Source organism: Halococcus agarilyticus, from assembly GCF_000334895.1.
GTDB lineage: Archaea > Halobacteriota > Halobacteria > Halobacteriales > Halococcaceae > Halococcus > Halococcus agarilyticus.
Genome location: NZ_BAFM01000011.1, coordinates 96,452 through 114,544, shown reverse-complemented (window position 1 = coordinate 114,544; position 18,093 = coordinate 96,452). Strand labels below are relative to the sequence as shown.

At 69.3% G+C, this 18,093-nt stretch carries 18 protein-coding genes; 8 read left to right on the top strand and 10 right to left on the bottom strand.

Annotated elements, in window-relative coordinates:
- Positions 1-24: 24 nt before the first annotated feature.
- Together truD and trkA are read right to left on the bottom strand one after the other, a co-directional pair.
- Entirely contained in the window at positions 25-1,455 is a 1,431-nt protein-coding gene (truD, locus tag TX76_RS10525) for a tRNA pseudouridine(13) synthase TruD (RefSeq protein ID WP_049902399.1), read from the bottom strand.
- A gap of 52 nt (positions 1,456-1,507) precedes the next feature.
- Positions 1,508-2,839, bottom strand: a complete 1,332-nt coding sequence (trkA, locus tag TX76_RS10520; RefSeq protein WP_049902365.1) for a Trk system potassium transporter TrkA — start codon at positions 2,837-2,839, stop codon at positions 1,508-1,510.
- A gap of 138 nt (positions 2,840-2,977) precedes the next feature.
- Here trkA and TX76_RS10515 point away from each other — a divergent pair, with 138 nt between their 5' ends.
- The gene (locus TX76_RS10515; protein ID WP_079890804.1) at positions 2,978-3,793 is read left to right on the top strand and encodes a hypothetical protein; all 816 of its coding nucleotides are present in this window, start codon (positions 2,978-2,980) and stop codon (positions 3,791-3,793) included.
- An 18-nt stretch (positions 3,794-3,811) separates the two neighbouring features.
- On the opposite strand, the gene pth2 is transcribed toward TX76_RS10515, so the two are convergent.
- Both pth2 and TX76_RS10505 read right to left on the bottom strand, forming a co-directional pair.
- Positions 3,812-4,150, bottom strand: coding sequence for a peptidyl-tRNA hydrolase Pth2 (gene pth2 / locus TX76_RS10510; RefSeq protein WP_049902363.1), 339 nt, complete (start codon positions 4,148-4,150; stop codon positions 3,812-3,814).
- A 140-nt stretch (positions 4,151-4,290) separates the two neighbouring features.
- Complete coding sequence (locus TX76_RS10505; RefSeq protein WP_049902362.1) at positions 4,291-5,331, bottom strand: hypothetical protein; 1,041 nt, start codon at positions 5,329-5,331, stop codon at positions 4,291-4,293.
- Positions 5,332-5,455: 124 nt separating this feature from the next.
- On the opposite strand from TX76_RS10505, the gene TX76_RS10500 reads away from it, so the two are divergent.
- Positions 5,456-5,962: an RDD family protein gene (locus tag TX76_RS10500; RefSeq protein ID WP_049902361.1), complete on the top strand. Its 507-nt coding sequence runs from the start codon at positions 5,456-5,458 to the stop codon at positions 5,960-5,962.
- Between the two features lie 40 nt (positions 5,963-6,002).
- Here the strand turns inward: TX76_RS10500 and TX76_RS10495 are convergent, their stop codons facing one another.
- On the bottom strand, positions 6,003-7,211 hold the full coding sequence (locus TX76_RS10495; protein WP_049902360.1) for an AI-2E family transporter: 1,209 nt from the start codon (positions 7,209-7,211) through the stop codon (positions 6,003-6,005).
- A 95-nt stretch (positions 7,212-7,306) separates the two neighbouring features.
- On the opposite strand from TX76_RS10495, the gene dcd reads away from it, so the two are divergent.
- The 3 genes from dcd to TX76_RS10480 are packed head-to-tail and all read left to right on the top strand — an operon-like array spanning position 7,307 to position 9,552.
- Positions 7,307-7,975 carry a dCTP deaminase gene (dcd, locus tag TX76_RS10490; protein WP_049902358.1) on the top strand — a complete coding sequence of 223 codons (669 nt, stop codon included), beginning with the start codon at positions 7,307-7,309 and terminating at the stop codon, positions 7,973-7,975.
- A complete protein-coding gene (locus tag TX76_RS10485) occupies positions 7,972-8,859 on the top strand; it encodes a thiamine-phosphate synthase family protein (RefSeq protein ID WP_049902357.1) in 888 nt (295 codons plus the stop codon). The genes dcd and TX76_RS10485 overlap by 4 nt, the downstream gene beginning before the upstream one ends.
- 9 nt (positions 8,860-8,868) lie before the next feature.
- Positions 8,869-9,552, top strand: a complete 684-nt coding sequence (locus tag TX76_RS10480) for a class I SAM-dependent methyltransferase (protein ID WP_049902398.1) — start codon at positions 8,869-8,871, stop codon at positions 9,550-9,552.
- Between the two features lie 12 nt (positions 9,553-9,564).
- On the opposite strand, the gene TX76_RS10475 is transcribed toward TX76_RS10480, so the two are convergent.
- Positions 9,565-10,326, bottom strand: a complete 762-nt coding sequence (locus TX76_RS10475; RefSeq protein ID WP_049902355.1) for a DUF7001 family protein — start codon at positions 10,324-10,326, stop codon at positions 9,565-9,567.
- A gap of 405 nt (positions 10,327-10,731) precedes the next feature.
- Here TX76_RS10475 and TX76_RS10470 point away from each other — a divergent pair, with 405 nt between their 5' ends.
- Both TX76_RS10470 and TX76_RS10465 read left to right on the top strand, forming a co-directional pair.
- Complete coding sequence (locus TX76_RS10470; RefSeq protein ID WP_049902353.1) at positions 10,732-12,318, top strand: SagB/ThcOx family dehydrogenase; 1,587 nt, start codon at positions 10,732-10,734, stop codon at positions 12,316-12,318.
- Between the two features lie 65 nt (positions 12,319-12,383).
- Complete coding sequence (locus TX76_RS10465; RefSeq protein WP_049902352.1) at positions 12,384-12,818, top strand: VanZ family protein; 435 nt, start codon at positions 12,384-12,386, stop codon at positions 12,816-12,818.
- Between the two features lie 117 nt (positions 12,819-12,935).
- Here the strand turns inward: TX76_RS10465 and TX76_RS10460 are convergent, their stop codons facing one another.
- Both TX76_RS10460 and TX76_RS10455 read right to left on the bottom strand, forming a co-directional pair.
- On the bottom strand, positions 12,936-14,789 hold the full coding sequence (locus tag TX76_RS10460) for a DUF2070 family protein (protein ID WP_049902351.1): 1,854 nt from the start codon (positions 14,787-14,789) through the stop codon (positions 12,936-12,938).
- A gap of 51 nt (positions 14,790-14,840) precedes the next feature.
- Positions 14,841-15,392, bottom strand: coding sequence for a GMP synthase subunit A (locus TX76_RS10455; RefSeq protein ID WP_049902350.1), 552 nt, complete (start codon positions 15,390-15,392; stop codon positions 14,841-14,843).
- A 218-nt stretch (positions 15,393-15,610) separates the two neighbouring features.
- Between TX76_RS10455 and gdhB the strand changes: the two genes are divergently transcribed.
- Positions 15,611-16,900 carry a glutamate dehydrogenase GdhB gene (gene gdhB / locus TX76_RS10450; RefSeq protein ID WP_049902349.1) on the top strand — a complete coding sequence of 430 codons (1,290 nt, stop codon included), beginning with the start codon at positions 15,611-15,613 and terminating at the stop codon, positions 16,898-16,900.
- Between the two features lie 31 nt (positions 16,901-16,931).
- Here the strand turns inward: gdhB and TX76_RS10445 are convergent, their stop codons facing one another.
- The gene (locus TX76_RS10445; protein WP_049902348.1) at positions 16,932-17,369 is read right to left on the bottom strand and encodes a VOC family protein; all 438 of its coding nucleotides are present in this window, start codon (positions 17,367-17,369) and stop codon (positions 16,932-16,934) included.
- Positions 17,370-17,478: 109 nt separating this feature from the next.
- On the bottom strand, positions 17,479-18,054 hold the full coding sequence (locus tag TX76_RS10440; protein WP_049902346.1) for a DUF7097 family protein: 576 nt from the start codon (positions 18,052-18,054) through the stop codon (positions 17,479-17,481).
- Positions 18,055-18,093 lie beyond the last annotated feature (39 nt).

The following is an 18,093-nucleotide window of genomic DNA, read 5'->3' as shown; positions in this document are numbered from 1 at the left end:
ACGCGGCGGATAAACCGGTCGTTCTCACCCGAGATCGACGGGATCGACTTTCAGATACTCTCTGAGCAGCACGGTCGCGTACGAGCCCTTCGGGAGACTGAAATCGAGGGTGAGGGGGTCGCGCTCGATGTCGAGATCACACTCGACGAGCACGGCTCGGCGAGTCCCCGTGGAGTGAAAGGCCCCGGGGAGATCGAAGTCGGCGGGCGCGATCCCGGCCTCGTCGAGCACCTCACGCTCGATCTCGCCCGGTTCGTCCGCGCCCAGCTCGGTCTCGGTGCCCACGAGCGGCGCGGTGACGAACGCTCGGCCGCGCGCCGCGTGACGGTTCACGGTATCGACCCGGTCGGCGGTGACGCGCTGGCTCCGGCCCGGATCGGGGAGTCGGAGTCCCTCGGGCGCATCGGGATCGGCGAAACAGACGACGTCGCCCGCGACCGCGCGATCGAACGCCAGGCCGCGTTCGAGACGCTCGGAGAGGATCCGATTGAACAGGTAGGACTGAGCGGCGTTGACGAACAGCCGCTGGAGGTTGCTCGGGACGGCTTCGAGCGCCGCCCGGAAGGCCGCCTCACTCCCCGCACCGTTCTCGACCAGGCGATGGGCCATCGAGCGCTCGAACCCGAGCCGGTTCGGGAGGCGCTCCAGCGCCGCTTCCCAGCCGTCGGTTTTCGCCTTCAGCCCTGTTTCTCCATCGTCGGCTCGCAGCTCGCGCTCGACGAACGCCCGCGCCTCGCGGGTGTCGTCGGGCTCGCTTCCGTAGGGGTTGCCGACGTAGGCCAGCACCGCCCCGGCCCAGTTCCCGCGGACGATTTCGAGGCCCACCTCGTGGGTCACGGGCCGTAGCGAGCCGAACCGCTGCTGGCCGAAGTAGTTCGGGACGCCGACCGTCGCCGTGGTGTCCGCAGTCGCGTCGGCACCCGTATCGGTATCGCCACCGTCGGTCTCGCCGCCCCCGAACGCCCGGAGATCGTCGGTGATCGCCTCCACAGATGGGGTCTCGGCGTCGCGGACGACGATCTCGAAGGCGTTGCCCGCGAGGTCGCCGAACCGGAGCGCGCGCCCCGACCGGCCGACCAGCGTGAGATCGACGTCGTCGAGGCCCGCAGCCGCGTCGGCGAGCGCGTCCCGCTCGATGCCCGCGACCGAGAACAGCTGGGTCGTCACGGCGCGCTTGTCCTTCGTGCCCGCCCACGCGACGCGCTCGCGGCTGATTTCCAGACCATTCGAGAGCGCGCCGGCGAAGTCGTTGGTGTCCCAGTTGTGGAGCGTCGCTCGAAAGACGAGATGTGGGTACGCGTCGGATGCGGCGTCGATCGGCTCGAACTCCCCACGTTCGATCTCGCGCACCCGGAAGTCGTCGGGGCGCGCTCGGAGCCGGCCACCGGTGCCGTCGGCGTCGCTGACGTAGTGATCGATGCCGACCGCGCGCTCGGTGGGATGGGCCTCGCGCATCAGTCGCCCACCGATTCGGGCCAGGCGTTTCGGTGGACCGATCGGAACGTGCTCACAGCGCCGCCGCGACCGCGTCGAGCGCGTCCGCATCGGCGAACGCGACGACGTGATCGCCGACCTGAACCACGGTGCCGCCGCGGGGCGTCGTGAGCGATCCCTCGCGGACGATCGCGCCGATCACGAACCCGTCGGGAAGGTCGTGGGCCGCGTCCTCGATCGCTTCGCCCGCGAGTTCGCTCCCCTGTTCGACGGTGATCTCGAGCACCTCGGCGCTGTCGCGTTCGAGGATCGCGGCCTCGTCGGTGTGGGCCCTCGTGGCGCGGGCGATCTCCTCGGCAACGACCGTGTGCGGTTGCACGGTGACGTCGACACCGGCGGCGTCGAACAGGTCGACGAACTCGCGCTCGTCGACGACGCTGGCGGTGTGATCCGCCCCGACGCGGCGGGCGAGCAACGAGACGAGGTAGTTGGTCTCGTCGTCGAGCGTGCTCACGACCAGCTCCGCGTCGCCGACGCCCACGTCGCGGAGGAACGCGGCCGACGTGGCCTCGCCCTCCTCGATCGAGACGCCCGACAGCCGCTCCCCGAGTGCGGCCGCGCGCTCGGGATCGTGTTCGATCAGCGTCGGCGTGAACCCGCGCTCGGCGAACAGCTCGGCGGTTCGACACCCGATCTCGTCGCCGCCGATCACCACGACATCGTCCTCCGGATCGAGCGCCGCCGTCGGCGAGAGCGTCGTCGCGAACCGCCGCACGCTCGACGGGCTCCCGATCACGACCAGTCGATCGCCCGGCTCGATGACGGTCTCGCCGGTCGGGATCACCACTTCGTCGTCTCGGAGGAGTCCCGCGAACGTCAGCGACGGGAAGCGGTCGGCGTCCGCGACGCGCTGGTTCGCGATCTCGTGGTCGGCCTCGATCTCGAACTCCGCCATCTCCACCCGATCGTCGACGAACGTACCGGCGGCGAGCGCGCCAGGCAGCGTCACCGTCCGAACCAGCGCCGTCGCGGCGAGGCGATCGACACAGAGCATCCGGTCGACGCCGAACGTGTCGCCGAACTCCTGCCACGTGTCGAAGAGTTCGCCGGATTTGACCCGCGCGATCGTGAACGCGTCGGTCACGTTCGCGGCCGCGCCACAGACCATGACGTTCACCGCGTCGTCGTCCGTGCTCGCGATCACGACGTCGGCCTCGTGGATGTCGGCCGCTTCGAGGACATCGAGCGACCGGCCGTCGCCCTCGGTCGCGGCGAGGTCGAGCGACGACCCGAGCGATTCGATCCGCTCGGGGTCCGTGTCGACCACGCTGAGGTCGTGCGTGTCGGCGAGATCCCGTGCGATGTGCGTTCCGACGTCGCCCGCGCCGACGACGACTATCCGCATGTGAACCCGTCCTCCCTCATGTCGGGCGCTCCGTCGGCCGATGGTAAATCGATTGTGTTCCGTCGAAACACGACGGTCGTCGTGCGGAAAACCACGACCGACGCAACGTTCATGCCGAGCGACGGGATAACGACCACCATGCGCGAGGCGCTCGACGGTCTCCGTCGACCGGCGTACACCGGTGAGCGGCGGTGCTGGCCCTGCACCGCGCTCAACGCCGGCTTGCTCGGCCTCGCCTGCGCCGTCATCGCGCGAGCCACGCCGATCGGAGCCGCCGGGGTCGGTATCGCCGGTGGCGCAGCGATCGCGCTGCGGGGATATCTCGTGCCCTACACCCCGCAGATCGCGCCGCGACTCGTCGCCCACCTCCCGCTCGATGTTTCACACGGCGCGTCCATCGACGAAGCGGAACGGCCACCGTCACACTCACCCGGATCGCTCGCCGACGACCCGTCAGGCGAGGCGGTGACCGATCGACTCCTCGATGCCGGCGTGCTCGTCGCCGAGGGCGAGACGCTCGTGCTCGACGAGTGGGTCAGGGAGCGGTGGCGCGACGGGATGGCGTCCCTCCGGGCGCTGGAGTCCGACGCGCTCGCCGACGCCGTCAGGGCGACCGTCGATGCGACCACGACCGTCGATCGGGTCGAAACCGCCGACGGGGAGTGGTTCGTCCTCAGCGAGGCCGCCGACACAGTGGCGAGCGAGCGGTGGCTCTCGCGTCCGGTCGCCATCGCCGAGGTCGGAGCGGTCGAGGCGCTCGACGCCCTCCCTCGGACGGATCGCCTCGCGGCCGCCAGGCCGCTGCGGCTGTTCCTCGAACGGTGTCCGGCCTGCGAGGGACCGGTCGAGGTGACCACCACCGCGGCGTGCTGTGGCGGCCCCGGGTCGAACGGCCCGGAGGACGTGCTCGCCTGTACCGCGTGCGAGCGCCGCGTGTTCACTTACCCCGAGTAGTCCGGGGTCTCCACAGCGTCAGTACAGCGAGAGATCGCCCGTGACGCGATCGACGACGCGATCCTCGCCGGGCCCGACCGCGAGCGCGGTCACGGTGCCGGGGTCGAGCTGGGTGCGGCCCGCATCTCGAATCACCGCGTGGGGCAGCCCCTCGCGCTCGGCGCGGTCCGCGAGCTCGAACAGCGTCCGCTCCCCATCCCCCTTGAGCACCACCTTTGTCTGGCCCTCGCCCTGCCACTCCTTCCGAACGGTCGCCGACGTGTCCTCGACGGCCGACAGCGAGGCGTGGGCGACCTGGGCGGCGAGCTTCCCCCGGCCCATCCCCAGGTCCGTGCGCGCGACGATGGCCTGTTTCATGGCGTGTACGGGGACGGCGATGGATATAGGGCTGGCTACTCGGTGGTCGGCAGTCCTCGTCACCCTCCGACGGCCAGGCTCGCAGGCGTCGCGGCTCCGCGTCGGGACGAGCCGGCCAGCAACCGATCCGGCAGCGCCCCTCAGACGTACATGTTCGTGAAGCCGACGTCGCCGTCCTCGACGTCGATGTAGACGATCCGTGCGGCCGCGGCCGACGGATCGTCGAGCGCCCACTCGTACGTGGCGCTCGCGCCGCCGTCGAGCGTGGCCGTGATCCGGTACGTGCCGGCCTCGTCGAGCGGCAGGTCCCACTCCATCGACTCGCCCGCCGAAACGGTCGTCTCCCGGTCGAACAGCGGTGCGTTCCCGCCCTTTTCGACCACGATACGGACCGTGTGGCGTTCGTCGTCAGTGTTGGTGAGCCCGAGGTCGGCCCCCGCATCCGACGTTCCGACCGGGGTGCTTGGCGTCATGGCGGGCGTCGACGAGGTCGTTGCCCGAGCCGAACCCGGTGTCCGTTCGGAGATGGACTGTCCGACCCTCGCCGTCGCGGAGAGCGTACGGTCGCTCGATATCCGCACGACGAGTGTCGTCGTCACCGAGTGCGATTCGTTCCCGACGAGAACCTGGCTCTGATACCGGTGCCTTCCCTCGGGGAGACACGACCCCGAATCGCCGCGGGTGTACGCGTCGAACGTCTCGCGGAGCGACCCGTTCGGCTCGATCGTCCGCCACCCCAAGATGCTCTGGATCGGTTGTTCCGCGTCTGCGAGGTGTCGCCAACAGCCGTCGACCAGCCGCGTCTCGCCTGGCATCTTCACGCCGGGATCGTCGGGGTCTAGGACGACCTCGCTCGACCACGCCAGATCCCCCGTGTCGTCGGAAAACAGCAACGTCGGGCCGAGACCGACGCGAACGGGTGCCGGTCCGGTGTTCTTCAGCGCCGCCTCGATCCGAGCGGGCGCTTCCGATGACGGCTGTTCGATAGCTTCGGCAGTAAACGAGAGCGACTCGGAGTTCCCCCTCGTCACCGTCCGAGCGTCTCCGGACGCCGCTGCCGTCTCGCCGGACTTCCCCGATTCCGTTCCCGGTTCGGATCCCGTCGACGAGATGCATCCAGTCACCCCGACGACGGCGACGCTCCCCACGGCTCCGAGGAGGGAACGACGCTCGATGCGCATGTGTCGGTGTCCGCCGGAACCAGTAAGTTTCTTGTGGTGATCGCCCTGAAGACACCCTTCCGCCGCGGAGCGGGGTCCGGACCCCGCCAGAACCAGCAAGTGAGATACTGGAGAACACCGGGGCATGGGCAGCGACGACACCGACGCCGGATCGGGCGGATCGGTGGAGAGGACGAAACTCCACCTCGCGTCGTGGGACGATCGCTTCGTCGCGTGGCTGATCGATCTCCTGCTCGTCGGTGCGGTCGTCTCGACGTTCGGCGGGGTGGGGGACCTCTTCACCCTCGCCACCGACGCGTTCTTCGTGTCGATCCCGTTTCTCGGGGCCAACGGCGTCGGGTTCTGGCTCTACTGGACGGCGCTCGAAGGCTATCGCGGTCAGTCGGCCGGGAAGATGGTGATGGACATCGCGGTGACCGACGAACGGGGCGGGGAGATCGGCTACCCGGCGGCGGCGATCGAGAGCTTCGGGAAGGCGTTCGTGCTGCCCCTCGACGTGCTGATCGGCTGGCTCGCGATGGAGGAGGAGTACGTCCGGCTGTTCAACAGACTCTCCTCGACCATCGTCGTCGATCTCCCCGAGGGGGAGCGCGTTCCGACGGACGTCGAGTACGTCCCCCCGAAGGACTGAGGCTCCCGGTGGGCGCACCCCCAGCGCTCGACGGCGGGCGTCAGTCCGCCCCGGCCGGGTCGTCGTCCTCGTCCGCATCGGTCGTCCCCCCGGCAGGGACGTCGTCGCGCGCCGACCGCGGATCGGTCCCGACGCCCTCGCCGAGCGAGACCGTGGGCGTGAGCCGATCGCCGCGGACGAGTTCGGGAAGCACGATCCGGACGAGTTCGAGGATCGCGATGAACACGATCGGGAGGAGGAAGAAGCCGTACCAGCCCCAGAGGATCGGCCCGAGGATGTACGCGAACATCAACACCAGCATGTCGAGCTGTCGGCCCGTGATATAGGGTTGGATGAACGTCTGTGGCAGGATGTCGAGCACGAGGAAGTAGCCCACGAGCGCCCCGACGACGAACGCGATCGCACCGCCGCTGCCCGTCCGGAGCGCCTGTACTCCCAGATACGCCACGACCGGGAGGTAGATCACCTTGCCCACCACGACCGGGATCAGGCTGGCGACGCCGGTCAGGACCCCCAGGACGAGCACCATCGGCACGCCGAGGCCCGCGGGCGCGAGGAGATCCGTCGCCCCGTAGGCGATCGTCGCGATCACCGCCATCGTGAGCACGAACAGGAGGTTGCCGAAGAACACCGATTCGAGGTCCTCGTCGACCGCCGCGGCGTAGGCGTACGCCACCGTGTCCCGACCGCCGAACAGCGCTTCGAGCCCGCCGCCGAGCCGGTCGTCGTTCTGGAGGAGAAAGAAGGAGAGCGTGAGCGCGAGCCCGACGAGCACGATCCCGCCGGCGACCGCGCCGAACGCCTGCGCGCCGACGGTGACCACCGACTGTGCCATCTGCTGGGGTTGACTGACGATCTGTGCCGGGTTCTGGAGGAGCGTCCGCACCGTCCCTCGCTGCTCGGCCGGGACCATGCTCAGATCGACGACCCCCCCGAACGCGCCCGAACCGCTTGCGCCGACGGCCCCCTGGACCTGCTGAAAGACGTTGAACCCCGCGTAGGCCACGAGCAGGAGGATCGGCACGACGACCAGCAGGACTGTGATGCCCGCCGCGATCCCGTCCGAGTCGATCCGGTCGGCGAGGCGGCGACAGATCGGCCTGGTGGCGTAGTAACCGAACACCCCGAGCACCGCCATCCCGACGAACGAGTAGGCCACGAACCCGGCGATGACGGCGAGCGCGAGCACGAACGCCCACCAGCCGATCCGGGTGCGATCGGTCGGCGGACCGACCCGTGAAGCAGACATCGTATCGGAAGTCGAGGGAGTCGTCGGGGAAACCGTTGTGCTTGCACGGCAGCGCGACGGGAAGTTTTAGGCCGTCGCCGCCGTCGACTTCGGTCATGATCCTCTCGGATGCGGACATCCACCGCCGGCTCGACGAGGGCAGCCTCGTCGTCGAGCCGCTCGCCGACCCCGACCTGCAAGTCCAGCCCGCGAGCGTCGACCTCCGGCTGGGCCGCGAATTTCTGGAGTTCCAGCGCACGAACATTCCGTGTATCCACCCCGACTCCGAACACGAAGTCGAGGAGTACGTCACCGAAACCCACGTCGACGACGGCGAGGAGTTCATCCTCCATCCCGGCGATTTCGTTCTCGGAACGACCGTCGAGCGCGTCGAGGTCCCCGACGACCTGATCGCGCGGGTCGAGGGCCGCTCCTCGTTGGGGCGGCTCGCGGTCGTGATCCACGCCACCGCGGGGATCGTCGATCCGGGCTACCGGGGCCAGGTCACGCTCGAACTCTCGAATCTGGGCACTGCACCCGTCGCACTCACTCCCGGAATGCGGATCTCGCAGGTGATCTTCACCGAGCTCAAAACCGCCGCCGACCGGCCCTACGGAACGGAGCGCGGCTCGAAGTACCAGGATCAGGCCGGGCCCCAGGCCTCCCAGATCGGCGGCGACGACGAGTTCGACAGTCATGGAGCCGGCGACCGCGTAGAGCCCGGCGACGGCCGAACCGACGACTCCACCGACCGGCGGCACAGGTCGGAGGGCGACGGCCCATGAAGTTCGTCGAGGAGCTCGTCGTCGAGGAGTTTCTCCCGACGTTTCGCTCGATGCTCGCCGAACGGCTGCGCGAGCGCGACCTCACCCAGAGCGAGGTCGCGTCGATCCTCGGCATCAGCCAGTCCGCGGTCTCGAAGTACGCCCACGGCGAGGTCGCCCGGAACGAGGAGGTCCTTCACGACGAGCGGGTGCGCGACCTCGCCGACGACCTCGCCGACGGTCTCGCGACCGGCGACCTGACCCCGGTGGGCGCGCTCGTCGAGATCGAGGTGCTGATCCGGCGGCTCGAACGCGGCGACCTGCTCGCGCGGCTCCACGAGGAGCGGGTGCCCGAACTCGCCGAAAACGGCGGGTACGACGTCCACGATCCCGAGGGGACGCTCCGGGCGGCCGAACGCACCCGGTCGTCGGTCCGGCGGGGGCTTCGAGTACTGGAGAACACCAGCGGGTTCGCTGGGCTGATCCCGAACGTCGGCTCGAACCTCGTCGAGTGCACCCCCGACGCCGAGGGGATCGACGACGTGGCGGGCGTTCCCGGCCGGATCTTCGACGTCAAGGGCCGGACCACGGTGCCGGGCGACCCCGAGTTCGGCGTCTCGGGCCACGTCGCGGGCGTGTTGCTCGCCGCGCGCGCGAACGGGAGCGACGCCCGCGCCGCGCTCGATCTCCGGTACGACGACGCCCTCCGCGATCGGCTCGAATCACTGGGGCTCGAACTCGTGGCGTTCGACGGCGAGACCGAGGTCGAGGCAGCCATCGCCGATGTCCCGGTCGCCGAGGCGGACGTGCTCTACCAGACCGGCGCGATGGGGATCGAGCCGATCACGTACCTGCTCGCACCGAGCGCCGAGGCCGCCGCCGAGCGCGTGCGCGATCTCGTCTGAGTGATCACGATGGCCGACCTTTCGACGGCACAGACGTTCTACGGCCGGTGGGCCCGACTCTACGACGCGATCGCCACGCTCCCCGGCGTCGGCTCGTGGCGCGAGGCGGCCGCCCGGAGCCTCGACCTCTCGCCGGGCGACACCGTGATCGAGATGGGCTGTGGGACGGGGGCGAATTTTCGATACCTTCGCGAGCGGGTCGGCCCCACTGGAACCCTCGTCGGCGTCGACTTCACCCGCGGGATGCTCGACCGGGCAGCCACCCGTATCGCGCGCGAGGGCCGGTCGAACGTCCATCTCGTTCGTGGCGACGCCACCCAGCCCCCGATCGAGGGGCCCGTCGACGCGGTGCTCGCGAGCTTCGTCGTCGGGATGCTCGCCGATCCGGCGGCGGCGGTCGACGGCTGGCTCGATCTCGTCGCACCTGGCGGCCGCGTCGCGCTGCTCGACGCCGCACGGAGTTCACGGGCCAGCGCGCGGCCGCTCGACGCCGCGTTCCGGCTGTTCGTCGCCGCGAGTACCCCACCAGCGACCCAGTTGCGCTACGAGAACCCGCCGTGGGAATCCCTCGACGAGCGCGTGGCGGCCGCGCGCCGACCGCTCGCCGATCGGACGGTCGATCACACCCACGAGACGTTCGGCTTCGGGTTCGTCAGGCTGTCGAGCGGGCGAGTCGTCGGATCTGGCGAATAACCGGGTCGGACTCTATCCGTACCGTTCGGCATGGGTCTCGCAGAACGTGGGCTGGCGGAGCTGTGCTTCGATCACGCCTGGCTGTCGGTGGGCGTTGTGGAGGCGACACCGCTCGTCGTCACAGAAGGCCGAGCCCGTGTCGAGGTACTCGACCGCCTGAAGGACGTACCCCTTCAGCGCGTCGGTCGTGCGGGGATCGTCGTCGACGAGGAACTCGCCGTCGACCTGGTTTTCGAGGACTTCGCGCGGCGGCGCATCCCCCGAGAGCATGGCGTGGCGCTGCTGTGCTTGGTAGTAGGCTTCGGGCTTCGCGGGGGCCTCGAACAGACCGGGCACCGAGAGCAGGGCCGGCTGGCCGAGGACGTTCACCCGCTTGTGCCACCGTTTGTCGTGTGCGCCCCACGTCCCGAGCACGCGATCGAGCAGGGGGACGTGGAGGTGATCGAGGTCGCGCTCGTCGGCCGGGATTCGAGCACTCAGCGCGCGCTGGACCCCCTGGCCGTCGTAGATCACCCCGCCCGCGCGCTCGGGGTGCTCGATGGCGCGCTCCTCGTACCGCACGATCCCGAGCATCTCGTTGCCCGTCTCGCGCTCGTATGGATCGAGCACCCGCGCCCGCGCGAACGCTGCGGGGAGGTCGTCGTCGACGAAGCGATCGAGGTATCGGTCGCGGACCGTCACTGCGGCGTCGACGCGCTCGCGGAGCCACGCGGCGATCTCGTCGGCGTCGGCCGCGGTGGTGGGCGCGCGGTAGAGCGTGATCCGTTCGACCATGCTTCGAGTTCGGGCCGCACGGCGAAACGCTTGCGGTCGATCCGGTCGCATCGCGTCGATCCCCCACGATCCACGATGGACCGCGCCGGCGAACCTGGCGGTGCTCGGATGAGGGGCACTAACCGAGGAAACCCGGGCCGGGTGGGATTGAAAGGGGCCGGCCGTCGCCGGCGCTTCGCGCCGGCTGCTCGGGAGAGCCCTGCTCTCCCGGTGCTCGGCGAACCCCGGCGAAGTAAGGACCGCAGGCCGAAGGCCGAAGACCGCAGCGAGCCGCGGGAGCCGAGCGTGTCGGGGGCTTTCGAACCGGTTGCGGTTGCTATCGTTGTCTCGACTTCTCCGGCTTATCTGAACACTACCGCGAACCCCCACCCGAAAGGACTTGTCGCCGTTGGAGCAAGGCCCTCCATGGTCGACGCCCGCGAGTACCACGAGCGGACGAAGCACTCGCCGCGCACGCTGCGCGCGGACGACTTCGAGCTGGATTTCTCGAACCGGCCCCACCCATCGAAAACGTACGTCGACCTGTCGCGGCGTTCGCTCGGAACGGTCTCGACGCCGCCCGAAGTGCCGGTCCTGGAGGCCATCGCGAACGATACCGTGGAGCCGGAGGGGACGCCTGGCGACGGCCCAGAAACGATCGATCTCACGACGCTCTGTCACTACGCCGCCGGCGTGACGAAGACGCTCGAAGTCCGCGGCGAGACCGCGTCGTTCCGCGCGGCCGCCTGCACCGGCAAGCTCTACCACGTCGATCTGTACGCGATCACCGGCGATCTCGACGGCAGCGAGAACGACGATAACGGGATCGAGGCCGGCGTCTATCACTACGATCCCGACACCGACGAGTTCCACGTCCTGCGCGAGGGCGACTACCGTGGCGTGCTGGCCGATGCCGCCGGCGATCACGCGGGCGTCGCCGACGCACCCGTGACGATCGTGGCGACCTCGGAGTGGTGGCGCAACGCGTGGAAGTATCGCGAACGGACCTACCGCCACGCGTTCTGGGACTCCGGAACGATCCTCGCGAACCTCCTCGCGGTCGCACACGCGTCCGGCCACCGCGCCGAGATCGTGACTGGGTTCGCCGACGACTCGGTGGTTCGCCTGCTCGGTCTCGATCCCGACGACCAGGCACCCCTCGAACTCGTCGCCGTGGGCCGTGACGACTCCGAGGCGGACGTTCGGACGGTCGAACCCATCGACCCGATCGATCCCGCGACCGAACTCACCTCCGAGCCGGTCGACTACCCGCTGATCCCCGACGCGTGGCGTGCGAGCACTCTTTCGGATGGTACGGCAGCCGACGAGTGGCGCGAGCGATTCACCACCGCTGCGGACGACGCGGACCGCTTTGGCACGCACTCTCCGGGCGATGGCGAGCGGATCGACCTCGACCCTGTCGACAGCGATACCGCCTCCGCACGGCCCGTCGAAAACACCATCGGGCGGCGTGGATCGCTCCGGGAGTACAGCCACGAGCCGATCAGCGCCCGGAAATTTGCCACGGTCCTCGATCGCGCGCTCGGTGGCGTTCCGTTCGACTGTTTCGGATCCGATGGAGGGGACGGATCACGCGCGCCGTCGACGCTCGTGGACCCCTACTGTCTCGTCCACGCCGTCGAGGGAGTTCCGAGCGGGGCCTATCAGTACCACCACGCCGAGGACACGCTCGAACGGATCGGCGAGACGGACCGCGAGACCGCCGGCCAGCTCGCGCTCGGCCAGTCCGTCGTGGGCGACGCCGCGGCGAACGTCTACCTGATGGCCGACGTGGAGGCGATCGTCGAGCGATGCGGGAATCGGGGCTACCGGCTCGCACAGCTCGAAGGCGGGATCGCGCTCGGGCGGCTCTACCTCGCCACCTACGCCCACCGTGCGCTCGGCGGACGCGGGTTCACGTTCTTCGACGATCGCGTGACCGAACATCTCTCGCCACGCGCCGCGGACGGGACTCCGATGACGCTGTTCGCGCTCGGCAAGCCCGCGGAGTGAGCGCTCGGCGGCGGCCGTTGCCCGACGATCGCACGCCTTTTGTCGGTCGTTTTCGTGGGCGGTACATGACCAGCGTGCGCGTGCCTCTCGCCGCCCGCTCCGTTCGCTACGCGCTCGTCGCCGTCGTCGCTTGCGTCATCCTCGTCGCGTCGGTCCTCGAACCCGACCCGACGGCAGCGCCGACGATGGGACCGTTCGGGATCGTCGGGGCGGACAAGTGGACGCACGCACTCGCGTACGCGGGGCTCACGGGGACACTACTGTACGCGTCGGTGTCGTCGAACCGCGACGGCAGTCGGGTGGTCCTCGCCGTCGTGCTCGCGGTCGGGTTCGGGATCGGCGTCGAGCTCGTTCAGTGGCCGATCCCCTACCGAACCGCGAGCGTCGCCGATGCGATCGCGGACGCGGTCGGTGCGCTCCTCCTCGCGCTCGCGTGGCGGTCGTTCGGCCGGCTCGTGCGGTTCGTCCCGATCACCCGATGGACGACATCGGGCGAGTGAGCACGCGGCCCGTCGACCGCGGACGAGCGTCCACGCGCCGACGGCGCGCGTTCGTCGGACCGGCTCGAAGCGGTAGCATCTCGCCATCGCTCCCACAGCGAATGAAACCCGGAGGATCTAGGCGGCGAAAAAGAGCAGGACACTCACCGCCATCAGCGCGAGGACGAGGGCGGCGGCGAGTGCGCCACCCATCGCCACCATCGCGTTGGCGTGACTCGCGAGCGTCTCGGTCCGGTCGTTGCCGAACACCGTGACCTCGGCGCGTTCGGTCGCCATCCCGGCGGCGACGGGTTCGCGGTCGGCGAGTGCCTCCTCGACGAGGGTCTCGATCCGCGCCGCGAGTTCGTCGGCGTCGATCGCGCCGCCGACCTGGTTGGTCGAGCTCACGGTGTTCACCACGTGGGTGTCGGTCGTGAGCACTTCGGCGGTGTCCACGGGAAGGGAGCCGACGATCGTCTCGCGGAGACCCGGCTCCATGTTGTTGCCGTCGATCAGGACGTAGGCGGTGGTGTCACCGCCGACGTCGAACACCGCGACCCGGATGCCGAGCGGGCCGATGCCGTCGGTGGGCTCCCACGGCGTCTCGTCCCATGCGACGCCGAGTTTGAGGGTGTCCCGGGGCGCGTTCCGGAGCCCCTCGGCGACCGTGCCGGCGGCCTCCATCAGGTCGAACGATCGCTGGCTGCCGGGGACGACGTGACCGAGATCCGGGCCTTCGAGCCCGTTGTTGGAGTTGTGGGCGTCGGCGAGCAAGACGTCCGAGAGCCCGCGTGAGCGCGCCTCCGCGGCCGCCGAGAGCCCCACGGAGTAGTCGACGTCGTCGGCGAACCCCGGGGCGTACGTCGAGACGAGCAGCGCGCTGTCGCCGACGGCGTGGCCGGTCACGGTTGCCTCGCCGACGGTCGCGCGCCGGCCCGGCGTCGCGGTCTCCGTGTACTCGATACGCTCGTGTGCACGCGCGGCCGCGTCGAGCACCGTGTCGACCTCGTGCTCGGTCACGAGGTTGAAGTCGTGGCCAGCAGTGGCGTGCGGCGGGAAGCCGAGGCCGTCGGCGCTCCGGGCGACCCGTTCGGGGAGGTTGCCGCCGCCGATCTCGCCCATCGGTCCCGGATGGATCATCGGGAGGACGAAGCGCGCTTTCTCGGTGCCGTCGGGCCGGCGGGCGGCGAGCACCGAGACGGGGACGATCGCCTCCTCGCCGAGCGCCTCGAAGAACTTCTCCAGCTCCCGTGTGCCCTCGGCGATGTGGCCGATGAACCCCCGGACGAAGTCCAGCACCGAGACGCCGAGGCTCCGCCGCCACGGCCGGTCGATCGCGGCGACGAACACCCGGACGCCGACCGCGTACAGCACGCAGGTCAGCCCGAGGAGCGCGAAGTCGAGCGGTTCGACGGCCTGGAACTCGGCGGGCCCCTGGCTCGGCCGCGAGAGGTACGATCGAAGCAGCGGGCCGCCGACCTCGACGAACCGCATCGTGCCGCTGTAGATCAGAACGAGCAGCGCGGCGGTCGCGGTCTGGATGCTCGCGGGCACGCTCGCGGCGAGCAGCGACTTCCGCGAGACCGCCATCACGGCGAGCAGCCGGAGCGCGAATATCGACGCGAGCCCGATCGTCAACGCGTCGAAGACGAACCCCTGGCCGAGCGGCGTGAGCACGGCGAGAAAGCCCGCCACGACGAGCACGACGACGAGCACGAGTTCGCACACGAGCGCGAGCAGCGACGCCCGGTTCGGGGTGAGCTGTCCGCCGAGTCGGCGGTCGACCGGCGGGGTGAGCACCGCCGCGACCACCGTGGGGATCCCGATGAAGAACACCCCCTGCCACGCGTCTTCGAGGACGAACCGCGAGTCGAACGCCGCGACGCCCGCGAGCGCGGCGACCACCAGCGCGAACCCGAGGCTCGCGTACCACCGCGGCGCGCGGAACACGTACCGCGAGAGCGCCGCGAGATCGCCCTGCGTGGTCGTCATTGACGGCTACACCGCACGAGAGCAGGTAAAACCCCACTACTCGCCGAGACGTTACGACTCACAGATGGTGCGGAAGTTCTCGAAGACTTCCTCCCCCGCCGCGGTGTGGGCGACCTCGGGATGCCACTGGACGCCGTAGAGCCCCCGATCGGGATCGCTCATCGACTCGATGTCACAGACGTCGCTCTTTCCCGTGCGAACGAACCCGTCGGGGAGGGCGACCACCTCGTCGGCGTGGCTCGCCCAGACGCGGGTCTCCGGCGCGAGCGAGCCCACCAGCGAGTCCTCGGGCTCGTCGATCTCGACGGTCACGTCGGCGTAGCCCCCGTAGTCGCCGGCACCGACCGCCCCACCGAGCTCGTCCGCGATGATCTGCATCCCGAGGCAGATCCCGAGAACCGGGACGCCGAGGTCGAGGTACTCGTCACACCGCCCGCTCTCGTCGATCGACGGCCCGCCCGACAGGACGAGACCGTCGGCGTCGATCTCGTCGGGCGGAGTGGTGTTGTCGACGATCTCTGTCTCGACGCCGATGTCGCGCAACGCCCGGCCTTCGAGGTGGGTGAACTGGCCGTGGTTGTCGACGACGACGATGCGTGTCATTGCTGACCATTGGTGAGAGTCGCCTAAAAGCTCCCTGAAACCGCTCGAACGGGGAGCGACACGCCGCCCCGTGGTCCTAATATTGAACAGTATGCACAGGTATGTCGTAATAGCATTAGTATTATCAAGATGCGGTCCGTGGACCGAGTCGATGGGAACTGCCGACAGCACCGCGGCACGCACAGCAGCCGACTGCCACTGGCGAGGGGATCGCTGAGATGGCGGCGGCAACCGCCGAAACCGACGAGAGAGCGGAGGAAGAAGAGCCGGAATCGGCACGTGAGACCGCCGAGCGCCAGTTAGAGCGCGCGGCCGCGCAACTCGATATCGATCGGAACGTCGTCACCAGACTGTCGAACCCGACCCAGGTCCACCGGGTGTCGGTGCCGATGGAGCGCGACGACGGCACCGTCGAGGTCTTTACTGGATATCGCGCCCAGCACGACAGCGTTCGCGGACCCTACAAGGGCGGCCTCCGCTATCATCCCGGCGTCACCGACGAGGAGTGCGTCGGGCTCTCGATGTGGATGACGTGGAAGTGTGCGGTGATGGATCTGCCCTTCGGCGGGGCGAAAGGCGGGGTCGTGGTCGATCCGAAATCGCTCTCCGGCGAGGAGAAAGAACGGCTCACGCGACGGTTCGCCCAGGAGCTCCGGACCGTCATCGGCCCGACCCGCGACATCCCGGCCCCCGACATGGGCACCGACGCCGAGACGATGGCGTGGTTCATGGACGCCTACTCGATGCAGGAGGGCGAGACCATCCCCGGTGTCGTCACCGGCAAACCGCCCGTCGTCGGCGGGAGCTACGGCCGCGAGGAGGCCCCTGGCCAGAGTGTCGCGATCGTCGCACGCGAGGTGTGCAAGTACTACGACCGCCCGCTGGCCGAGACCACGGTCGCAGTGCAGGGGTTCGGCAGCGTGGGTGCGAACGCTGCCCGCCAGCTCGACGACTGGGGAGCCTCGGTCGTCGCGGTCTCGGACGTCAACGGCGCGATCCACGACCCCGACGGGCTCGACACGGACGACGTGCGCTCGCACGAGGAACAGCCCGAGGCCGTCACCGGCTATCCGGAGGCCGAGGCGATCACGAACGCCGACCTCCTCGAACTCGACGTCGACGTGTTGATCCCGGCCGCGATCGGCAACGTCCTGACCGAGGCGAACGCCGGCGACGTGCGGGCCGATATCGTGGTCGAAGGCGCGAACGGCCCGACCACGACCGCTGCGGATGCAATCTTCGAGGAGCGTGGGGTTCCGGTCGTCCCGGACATTCTCGCGAACGCCGGCGGCGTTACGGTCTCGTATTTCGAGTGGCTTCAGGACATCAACCGCCGGGCGTGGTCGCTGGAGGAGGTCAACGAGGAGCTCGAAGCCGAGATGCTGACCGCGTGGGAGGACGTTCGCGCGGCGTTCGACGACCACGACGCGACGTGGCGCGACGCCGCCTACATCGTCGCGCTCCGCCGGCTCGCCGAGGCCCACGAGGCGCGCGGCCTCTGGCCCTGAGACCGGCCCGCCCCGCCCGCTCGTCGACTCCTTACAGCGCCGTTGGATCGAGCGGCTCGTTCATCCCCTGCCACTCGTTGCGGTCGTTTTCCGCACGAGTGTCACGATAGGCTTCGAGCCCGTTGCCGTCGGGATCGTCGAAGTACAACGCCTCGCTGATGCCGTGGTCGATCGGGTCGACCCGGACGCCACGCTCGTCGAGCGTTTCGTAGATCCGTCGGAGCCCCTCACGGCTCTCGACCTCGAACGCGGCGTGGTAGAGGCCGACGCCTGGTCCCGACCCGGTCGCGTCGGAGCCGACCTCTTGGAGGGCGACATCGTGGTGATGGTCGCCGAAGGTGAGGAAGACGAACGGGCCGTAGCGATCGCCCACGTCGAGATCGAACACGTCGGTGTAGAACGCGACCGCGCGCTCGACATCGCGAACCTTGAGGTGAACGTGGCCGAGGTGGGGCGTCGGACGGCTCATGCGCTTTCGTGGGACGGTACAGAAATAAGGGCTCTGCCGCCCCAGTCGGCGGAATCCGATCGTCGCGGCCGCATCCTGACTGTCAGTATTGGCTCGTCGGTCGTCTGGTTCACTCGTCGCCGTATCGATCGGCTGCCGAGGCGAAGCCGAACTCGTTCTGTTCGCGGCTCCGTCGTCCCTCGCGTGCAGCGATCGCTTCTGGGTCGGGACTGGCGTCATCGCCGAGCCGCGCCCACGAGTTGTGGATCTTGGCGTGACACCACCGACAGAGGGAGACCGTGATCTCGTGGTTTGGCTCGTCGGCCGAGCCGTCGTCGCCGTGGTCCGCGCCGTCGTCGATCTGCTCCGTGTCGTCGGTGTCGGCGTACGAGAGGTGATGTTCTTCGAGCAGCGGGCGCTCCTCGGAGTGGGCCATCCGGCGCTCGTCGAGTCCGCAGCGGACGCACTCGCGGGAGCGGTTTCGCGCCCGGAAGTGGGGACAGTCTTGCCAGTCCCACTCACCGGCGGGATCGGCCGCCGGACACCGGCAGTCGTCGGCTCGGCGTTCGGCGGCGAACCCGGGATCGTGTTCCGCGTATTCGAGGGCGTACCGACACCGGCCGTCGTCGGTCAGGTGGTCGCACCGCTCGACGAACGCGTAGGGGTTGTCGACGCCGACCGACGTGCCGGCGGACGTCTTCTCCATGTTCGTGTATCGATCGACGATGGCTTCAACCCTCGGCAG